This is a genomic window from Oleiphilus sp. HI0117 (assembly GCF_001635235.1).
On record NZ_LWGA01000503.1, the window covers coordinates 1 to 8229 of the forward strand.

Below are 8229 nucleotides of genomic sequence, written 5' to 3' on the forward strand. Positions count from 1 at the left end.
CAACCATGTTTGTTACCGATGTTGTAACTGCTGTCGAAGCGCAAGCCTTGGCTATTTCAGTGATGGCCAAACTAAAGGAAACGGTACCGGCATTGGTACCGCCGTATTCACTCGAGATATTGAGCCCCATAAAACCGAGCTGAGCCAGTTTCTTTAGATTCTTAACAAAGGTTTCCTGTGCCTCCCCCATATCAAGCTTATCGGCGATAGGCATCAGTTCAGAGCTGGCAAATTTACGTGCCATACTCTGAATCATAATTTGCTCCTCGTTCAGTGATAAGTCCATATGGGTTCCTCTTTTAGTGAGTTAGTGTTTGTATAATAGCGGACTATTTAGCAGCTAGGTCACGTGTAGCGACTTTATGATGTTCCCAAAATGCCGCGCTTGGTATTATTTTGCTGCCAAACGGACAGCGGAATCAATACGTATCACTTCACCGTTAAGTATTGGGTTCTCAACAATATCACGCACTAGCCTACCAAACTCATCGGGTTTACCTAGTCTAGATGGAAAGGGTAATGTTGCAGCAAGGCTGTCTTGTACTTCTTGAGAAAATGATTCCATCATAGGCGTTAGGAAGAGGCCGGGTGCGATCGCTAATACGCGAATGCCAAACTTTGCGAGCTCACGTGCAGCGGGAAGGGTCATTGATACGATCCCTCCCTTCGAGGCAGAATAGGCAGCTTGACCAATTTGACCTTCATAAGCCGCTACTGAGGCTGTTGAAATGATTACGCCTCGCTCACCGTCTGCGTTTTCTTCTCGGCTTTGCATGTCTGCTGCCGCCAGCCTTAGTACATTAAATGAGCCAACAAGGTTTACTTGAATTACGGTATTAAAAAAGTCTAAAGACATTGGGCCGTCACGCCCAAGAATACGTCCTGGACTGCCAATGCCGGCGCAGTTAACAGCTATACCGCAGGGCCCGTGAGTTTCGCGTGCTTTATTGATAGCTGCTTCAACGCTTTCAGCACTTGTTACATCGCATTCAATTGCAATGCCACCTATTTCTTCAGCAAGGGTTTGCGCTTTTTCGATTTGTAAGTCAAGAATCGCGACCTTGGCGCCGTAACTTGCAAGATAGAGTGCAGTGCCTTTTCCAAGACCTGATGCACCGTCAGTTACAATTGCGGGTGTACCTTTAATGTCCATTGAATTTACCTATAAGAAAAACTAAAAGTTTGATCGAAGACTGTGCGCCGGGCAATAGCAAATCAGAATATGGTTTGACAAAATAGGACGAAAACTAGCTAAATGATACATATACTATGTATAAACTTTACCTAAGCGGACGATATGGACAAGCGAAATTCAATTTCACTGTACTATGTACATGCACTTCTGCAGGGTGCCTTGAGGGCCCGAGTCGATGTAAGCAAGGTGATGAGTGATTGCGGTCTTAGTTCAGGTATTCTCTCTGTCAGCTGCTATGGGGGGAGGGATCGTATTTCATCTGAGCGAGTATCAACACTAATTCGTTCTATCTGGCGACTAATGGATGATGAGTTCATGGGCTTTACCGATCAGCCCTGTAAACAAGGTGTTTTTGCCATCGTAGCTAAACAAATGATAAGGGAGCAAACTATTGGTGAAAGCATAAGGCGGGCAAGCTTGCTCTACAGTACCTTTAGAAACGATATCGTGCTGCAACTTGAAAATACTACGGAGGGAGCTCGTCTTATTTTTCAGCCTGTACGGCCCGAGTTGGATACTGCCAATTTCCTCGTAGAGTTTTTTTTATTGGTTTGGCATCGCTTTGCAAGCTGGCTTGTTACTGAACGATTACCTTTAAAATATGTTAGCTTGAGTTACCAGAGTCCACCGCATGTTGCGGAGTATAGTTTGCTCTTTCCTTGTCACTGTAGGTTTGGTGAAACGCAAAACGCACTAGTCTTCGAATCAGCTCTTATGGATTTGCCTATTAAACAGGGCCAGAAAGAGTTGAATACTTTTTTACAAAATTCGCCAACCGATTTGCTGTCAAAGCCGGACTTTCAACGAAGTTTTAGTACTCAAGTAATGAATATGATTGTTGATGATACGATGCAGTTTAAGAAGCTTGATGATTTGGCCAGTGAACTCAATATGAGCCCAAGAAATTTAAGACGTGTCTTGGAAAAAGAAAACACTAGCTACCAACAAATTAAGCAAAAACTACGATGTGAAAAAGCGCTAAGCCTGCTAAATGATAGTAATCGATCAATAAGCGAGATAGGGTTGGAATTAGGCTTTGATGAAGCCTCGGTATTTTCTAGAGCGTTTAAAACCTGGATGGGCTTATCACCGCGTGCCTATCGTGATAAACACTCGATTGGAAGTGCTTGAGAAGAGTTACCCGGCTTCTTTTGTTTGCTGGTTATAAAGGCTTTCAATTCTTGAAAGAGCATTATCTGTCTTGCGGCAGTATTCTTTGCTGTCTTTTGCGTAGCTGAAAACAACACTGATTCGGTAAAAATGCCGAACTTTCACACACTCGGTGACGATGCCCCCAACCTTGGAAAGTGAAATATACTTACCTCTAAAGTTAATTAGAATGCGTTCTTTGGCCTTAAAGGGACGACGCGACCTGATCGCCATACCATAGCGATTGATATCGAGGCATTTAACTTCCTGTGAGGAACTGAAGAATTTTCTTAAGCCGACAGGTTGTATTGATATTCGTAAATCAGGCGCTTTATGGCGTCTTTTAATGCGGCGCTCTGCCCAATTTATGAGTTTAATTTTATGCATAGGTATAAAATGGTATGGGGTTAGGTCGAATCAGGAGAGGGATATTAAACGCTAAACACCCAACAAATCAACTTTCAACTGACAGCTGTTCTTATAGTAAATGAATATAGGTTAAATTGTTGGTAAAAATTAGTCTTGTTAAGCCAGTCTGTTTTGTTAATATCGTTTAGATACTTTGAACTAATGCTTTGCATGTAATCATTTTCATAATATTTAAGGGCTCACATTGAAACCGCTATCTACGAAACAATTATACAAAACATGTGATGATGCTGACTTGGGCTTTTCCAGTACTAAAGCTCTGCCGCCATTAAATGAATTTGTAGGTCAGGACCGTGCACAGGAAGCTGTCCGCTTTGCGATGTCAATGCCTGACTCTGGTTACAATGTGTATGCAATTGGCCGCAATGGCTTGGGCAAGCGTACGATGATCTTGCGTTTTCTAGATCATCACCGTAAAGAAAATAGAGAGTTATACGATTGGTGCTACGTTGCTAACTTCGATGAGCCTAGATCACCCAAAGTACTTAAGTTACCGGTTGGCATGGGCGCTAATTTAAAAAAGGATGTCGAAAAGCTTATGACCCGTTTGGTCAAAGGCATTCCTCAGGCTTTCGAGAATGATCAGTACTTTCAGCGCTCAGAAGCACTCAAGCTAGAATACGCTGAAAAGCAAGAAGCGGCATTAGAGAAAGTCGCTAAGCAAGCGAAGCGAAAAAAGGTAAAGCTATCTTTGACAACCCCTGGTGGATACCGTCTCACTGCAATGAATGGTGAAGATGTACATACAGTCGAAAGCTTTGAAGCACTTGCGGAAGATGAGAAAGATCAGTTTGATGATGTAATCACTAAGCTTGAATTAAAGCTAAGAGGGGTGATTAGAAAAATAGCAAACTGGGAACAGGAGTTTGTAGATAAGCAGCAAGCGCTCAATGAAGAGGTTGTACTGGGCGTTACACAGCACCTGGTTGAGTCACTTGCTCACAAATATCATAAGCACTCTTTAGTAATTGATTATTTGAATGATATACAAAATGATATCGTCAATAACTTAGATATTTTTCTCGAAGACAGCGAAGAGCAGGGCGCTATGTCCAATGCAACGCTTGAGAAGAAACTACCTCGTAGATATCAGGTTAATGTACTGGTTCAGCACAAGGACTCTAAAGAGCCTGTTATCGTTGAAGAAAACCCAAACTATCACACGATGTTTGGTTATGTGGAGCATGTGACCTACAAAGGCACGGTGTTTACCGACTACTCCTTAATTCGCTCGGGTTGCTTACATCGTGCCAACGGTGGCTACCTGTTGATTGATGCGGCGAAGGTGCTTGAACAACCTTTTGTGTGGGACGGGATCAAGCGAGCCCTGCGTTCCAAGGAACTGCAAATCAATTCCCTGGAAAGAGAAGTGACTTTGTCTGGAACGATTTCTTTGGAACCGGAACCGATTCCATTAGATGTTAAGATTATTCTCTTTGGTGACCTCGAAACTTATCTATTGCTTCAGAATTACGACCCTGAGTTTGAAGAACTGTTTAAAGTGACAGCGGACTTCGAAAACGAAATGAATCGTACGCCTGAATCACAGATGCTTTACGCAAAATTCATTTCCAGTCTTGTACACGAAAAAGGCTTTCTCCATTGTGATAAGAAAGCGGTGGCTCGGGTAATTGAGTTTAGCTCCCGCCAGGCTGAAAATCAGAATAAGTTGTCACTTCACGCCTCTGAAATCTCTAATTTGCTGCGAGAGTCAAACTACTGGGCGCGAGAGCAGCGTTCAACAATGATCAGGCAGTCTCACGTAGAGCGTGCTTTAGAAAGTGCCGAGCACCGCAATGGACGCATCAAAGACCAACTGTTTGATACGATACGAGATGGCTCTACATTGCTTTCTGTTAGCGGTTCGGTTGTTGGGCAGATCAATGCACTGTCAGTGTACTCCACAGCGGGTTCGGAGTTCGGAATGCCAAACCGTGTTACTGCAAATTGTTATTTTGGTGATGGTGATATCACAGATATCGAGCATCATGCCAAGTTGGGCGGCAATATCCATACTAAGGGGATTTTGATCCTATCGTCTTATTTGTCATCCTTATTTGCAAAAGATGATCTGATGCCTCTATCTGCAAGTATTGCTTTTGAACAGTCTTACGGTGAGGTTGATGGCGATAGCGCGTCGATGGCCGAGTTCTGCGCCTTAATTTCTTCACTTGCTGATGTGCCAATTCTTCAGCACTTCGCAGTGACCGGCTCAGTGAATCAGTTTGGTGAAGTTCAGCCAATTGGTGGCGCAAATGAGAAAATAGAAGGCTTTCTCGATGCTTGTGAGTTAATCGGCAGTGATCAGAAGCAAGCGGTTATTATCCCTAAAAGCAATATTGCCAATCTTATGTTAAGCCAGAAGGTGATTAATGCCGTTAAGAAAAAGCGCTTTAATATCTATGCAGTAACGCATGTTAATGAAGCATTGGAATTGCTAACGGGTTTAAAGACGGGAACGCTTAAAGACGGTATGTACGAGGATGGCAGCATCTTCGGCAAAGTGCACGAGAAGATGGCCAGCTTACGTGAGAAAGAAGAGAGTAAAGATAGCGAAGAAAAGGGTGCTCATGAGAAAAACGCTTAAGCGACTAAAGCGAACAGGTTTTACACTCCTTATAGTGACTTGTGCTAATGTCTTTGCGGATGACTTGCTCTCAGAAAAGCTAATGACCGAAGACGTGGTGCTTGAGGGGGTATTTGCACAGGGCGGTTTGTTAAAAGGTAATGTTAAGCCTTCGTACGACGTAAAACTGAATGAACGCGAAATTCGGCTTACGCGAGAAGGGGATTTTATTATTGGCTTTGGTCGCGATGCTGCGCCGGAGCACAAATTAACATTCAGCGCTCCTAATGGTGAACGTCATTCTCTAATTATTGATGTGAAGCAAAGGACTTATCCGACTCAAAGTATTAAAGGTGTTCCTCAAAAAACCGTGACACCCAGTAAGGATAAACTAGCCCGTATAAAACGCGAAACGGCGCTGGTTAAAAATGCTCGTAAAACTGATTCCAGCTTGCTTTACTTTTTGGATGACTTTACGGCACCTATGAGGGCGCCTATTACTGGTGTCTACGGTAGTCAACGGATTTACAACGGTACACCAAAGCGCCCACATTATGGTGTTGATTATGCTGGGCCAGTTGGGGCGCCAGTTTATGCTCCTGCTAGCGGTAAAGTTACGCTGGTCCATGAAGACATGTTTTACTCCGGTGGCACTTTAATTGTTGACCATGGTTATGGACTATCTTCAACCTTTATTCATCTAAGTGAAGTTGTCGTAAAAGAAGGTGAAGATATTGTGGCAGGCCAGGAAATTGCCAAAGTAGGGGCTGGAGGTCGTTCTACAGGTCCGCACCTTGATTGGCGTGTTAATTGGTATGGTACGAGAATTGACCCTCAGCTGGTTCTTTTGATAGCTGGTGATAAGTAAACTTAAAGCGATGGCATTCTTGCTGCAAGATGGTCATCGCATTCCATTCCATTATTACATTTACTTACCTAGTAAACTCAAACCGCATATACGAAGTACATTTCCGTTAAGCGCATTAGCATCGGGGCGGCTGAAAAAGCTCACTCCCTCTGCGATATCTAGCGGCAAGCCACCCTGTGATAATGCATTCATACGTCGCCCTAGTTCACGAGTCAATAAAGGGATTCGCTGGGTCATATCAGTTTCTATAAAGCCAGGTGCAATGGCGTTAATAGTTAGCCCCTGAAGGCCCTGGTCGGCGGTGTGTTGGCTCATCGCTTCAACATAAGAGGCTATTCCGGCTTTAGAACAGGCGTAATTACTTTGTCCGAAGTTACCTGCAATCCCGGAAATAGAAGATATACAGATGATGCGTGCATTGTTAGCAAGTAGCTTCTTTTCTATTAGCGCACGATTGATATCCAGCACCCTGGACAAGTTGATGTTTATCACTTGATCCCAAAAGTGCTCTGGCATGTTAGCAATAGTCTTGTCGCGAGTAATGCCAGCGTTATGAACAATGATATCTATTACGCCGAGTTGCGCACCAATAGTATTGCATATAGAGTCGACCGAGCTTTCTGCGCTTAAATCCAATGCAACACTGTGTCCAGAAATCTCTTTAGCGAGAGCTTGTGTAGCACTTTCATTGGCAGGTATATCCAGGCAGACGACTGTTGCACCATCGCGCGCTAATGTTTTTGCGGTGTGATAGCCAATCCCCTGAGCAGCTCCAGTTACAAGAGCAGTTTTGCCGAGTAGTGGCTTAGCCTGGTCTGTTCTTTTCTGCTTGGTTGCTTTGTTGCAAAGCTGAATAGATTGTCCGCTTATGTAGGCTGACTTGGGCGAAAGGAAAAACCTGAGAGAGCTGTCTAGATATTTCTGAGCGCCTTTTTCCAGGTAAATAACATTGCTGGTGATCCCTTTTTTACCACACTCTTTAGCTAGCGATTTTGCAAACCCTATTAAGGAGCCTTGCAAAGAAGCGCTTTCCGGTGATTCAAGTTGCGAAGGTGATTGCCCAATAATGACAAAGCGTCCATTAATACTAATTTTCTTAACGGAACGAGTAAAGACGCTGTACAATTGCTTCAGTTCTTGGCTTGTTTTTATTCCCGTCGCATCAAAAACTAAAGCTTTAAACTTGTGATCTTCAAGGTTGTCGATCTGAATTTCTGTACATTTAGCTTTATAACTCGTAGGTGCGGCCGATAAGTTTAGTGTCTCGGTATTAGAGCGTGCACTAAACAGGGTAATGTTGTCGGAGTCGAGAGCCTTAAATACACTATTAGTCGCAAAATTATGCTTAGTCGCGGCAAGCAGGATTTTACCGCTAATATTATATAAGCTTTCGTGTTCGCTACGAGCAAGATTAAGAGGTTTAGGCAAGTTCAAAGCTTGGATGATTGGCTGTGTATACTGAGAGTTCGCAAGCTTTAGATATAGATCACTCATGTCGACTTTTTACCCTTTAAAAAATAACAATAGAGCCTCGTGCGCGGCATGCGCTAGTGTAACGCAAACTATTATAATATCTTACAAAAAATCTATTTTTCTTGAGATAACGTTTTATGACGACACATGACAATTCCTTGAATAACGCTGACCAATATGCGCAGCAGTGGATAAATGATCTGCGCAAGCGCAATAGCCTGCTTAACGGTACGTGGATAGTCACTCTTATCATGGCCTTGGCTTTCGGGCTCTCAGCATTTTATTTTTATCACCAGGGTCAAACTGCACTCCTGGACAGCGTCTTATCTAAGCAAGAAATAGGTAAGCTCGAACTTCAGCTTAAAAATCAGCAAGCCAAAATGTCTACGTCTGGACAATCTCTTGCTGAAACCAAAGCTGAGCACGAGCGTTTGACAAGAGAAAACCAGGCTCAGCAGGAAAAAATACAGGAGTCGGAGGGTGCGCTTGCGGTCAATCAGGATATTATCGACAACCTGAACTAACAACTCGCTTTGCTTAAAGAGGAAA

8 protein-coding genes are annotated in these 8229 nt (G+C 43.5%); 4 read left to right on the forward strand and 4 right to left on the reverse strand.

All coding sequences use genetic code 11. The features are described 5' to 3' along the window. Together A3757_RS05665 and A3757_RS05670 are read right to left on the reverse strand one after the other, a co-directional pair. A partial coding sequence (locus A3757_RS05665) for an acyl-CoA dehydrogenase family protein (RefSeq protein ID WP_197469843.1) occupies nt 1-286 on the reverse strand: 286 nt, incomplete at its 3' end. Nucleotides 287-391: 105 nt separating this feature from the next. Further along, nucleotides 392-1153: an SDR family NAD(P)-dependent oxidoreductase gene (locus tag A3757_RS05670; RefSeq protein WP_068552781.1), complete on the reverse strand. Its 762-nt coding sequence runs from the start codon at nt 1151-1153 to the stop codon at nt 392-394. Nucleotides 1154-1297: 144 nt separating this feature from the next. On the opposite strand from A3757_RS05670, the gene A3757_RS05675 reads away from it, so the two are divergent. Further along, nucleotides 1298-2326: an AraC family transcriptional regulator gene (locus A3757_RS05675; RefSeq protein WP_068552779.1), complete on the forward strand. Its 1029-nt coding sequence runs from the start codon at nt 1298-1300 to the stop codon at nt 2324-2326. A 6-nt stretch (nt 2327-2332) separates the two neighbouring features. Here the strand turns inward: A3757_RS05675 and A3757_RS25635 are convergent, their stop codons facing one another. After that, complete coding sequence (locus A3757_RS25635; protein WP_068510814.1) at nt 2333-2731, reverse strand: hypothetical protein; 399 nt, start codon at nt 2729-2731, stop codon at nt 2333-2335. Nucleotides 2732-2957: 226 nt separating this feature from the next. Here A3757_RS25635 and A3757_RS05685 point away from each other — a divergent pair, with 226 nt between their 5' ends. Further along, nucleotides 2958-5360: a Lon protease family protein gene (locus A3757_RS05685; protein WP_068510812.1), complete on the forward strand. Its 2403-nt coding sequence runs from the start codon at nt 2958-2960 to the stop codon at nt 5358-5360. Next, on the forward strand, nt 5344-6207 hold the full coding sequence (locus tag A3757_RS05690; protein ID WP_082865036.1) for a M23 family metallopeptidase: 864 nt from the start codon (nt 5344-5346) through the stop codon (nt 6205-6207). Before A3757_RS05685 ends, A3757_RS05690 begins: the two co-directional genes overlap by 17 nt. Before the next feature lie 60 nt (nt 6208-6267). Here the strand turns inward: A3757_RS05690 and A3757_RS05695 are convergent, their stop codons facing one another. Next, a complete protein-coding gene (locus A3757_RS05695) occupies nt 6268-7701 on the reverse strand; it encodes a 3-oxoacyl-ACP reductase (RefSeq protein ID WP_068552777.1) in 1434 nt (477 codons plus the stop codon). Between the two features lie 116 nt (nt 7702-7817). Between A3757_RS05695 and A3757_RS05700 the strand changes: the two genes are divergently transcribed. Then, nucleotides 7818-8204, forward strand: a complete 387-nt coding sequence (locus A3757_RS05700) for a hypothetical protein (RefSeq protein ID WP_068739295.1) — start codon at nt 7818-7820, stop codon at nt 8202-8204. Nucleotides 8205-8229 lie beyond the last annotated feature (25 nt).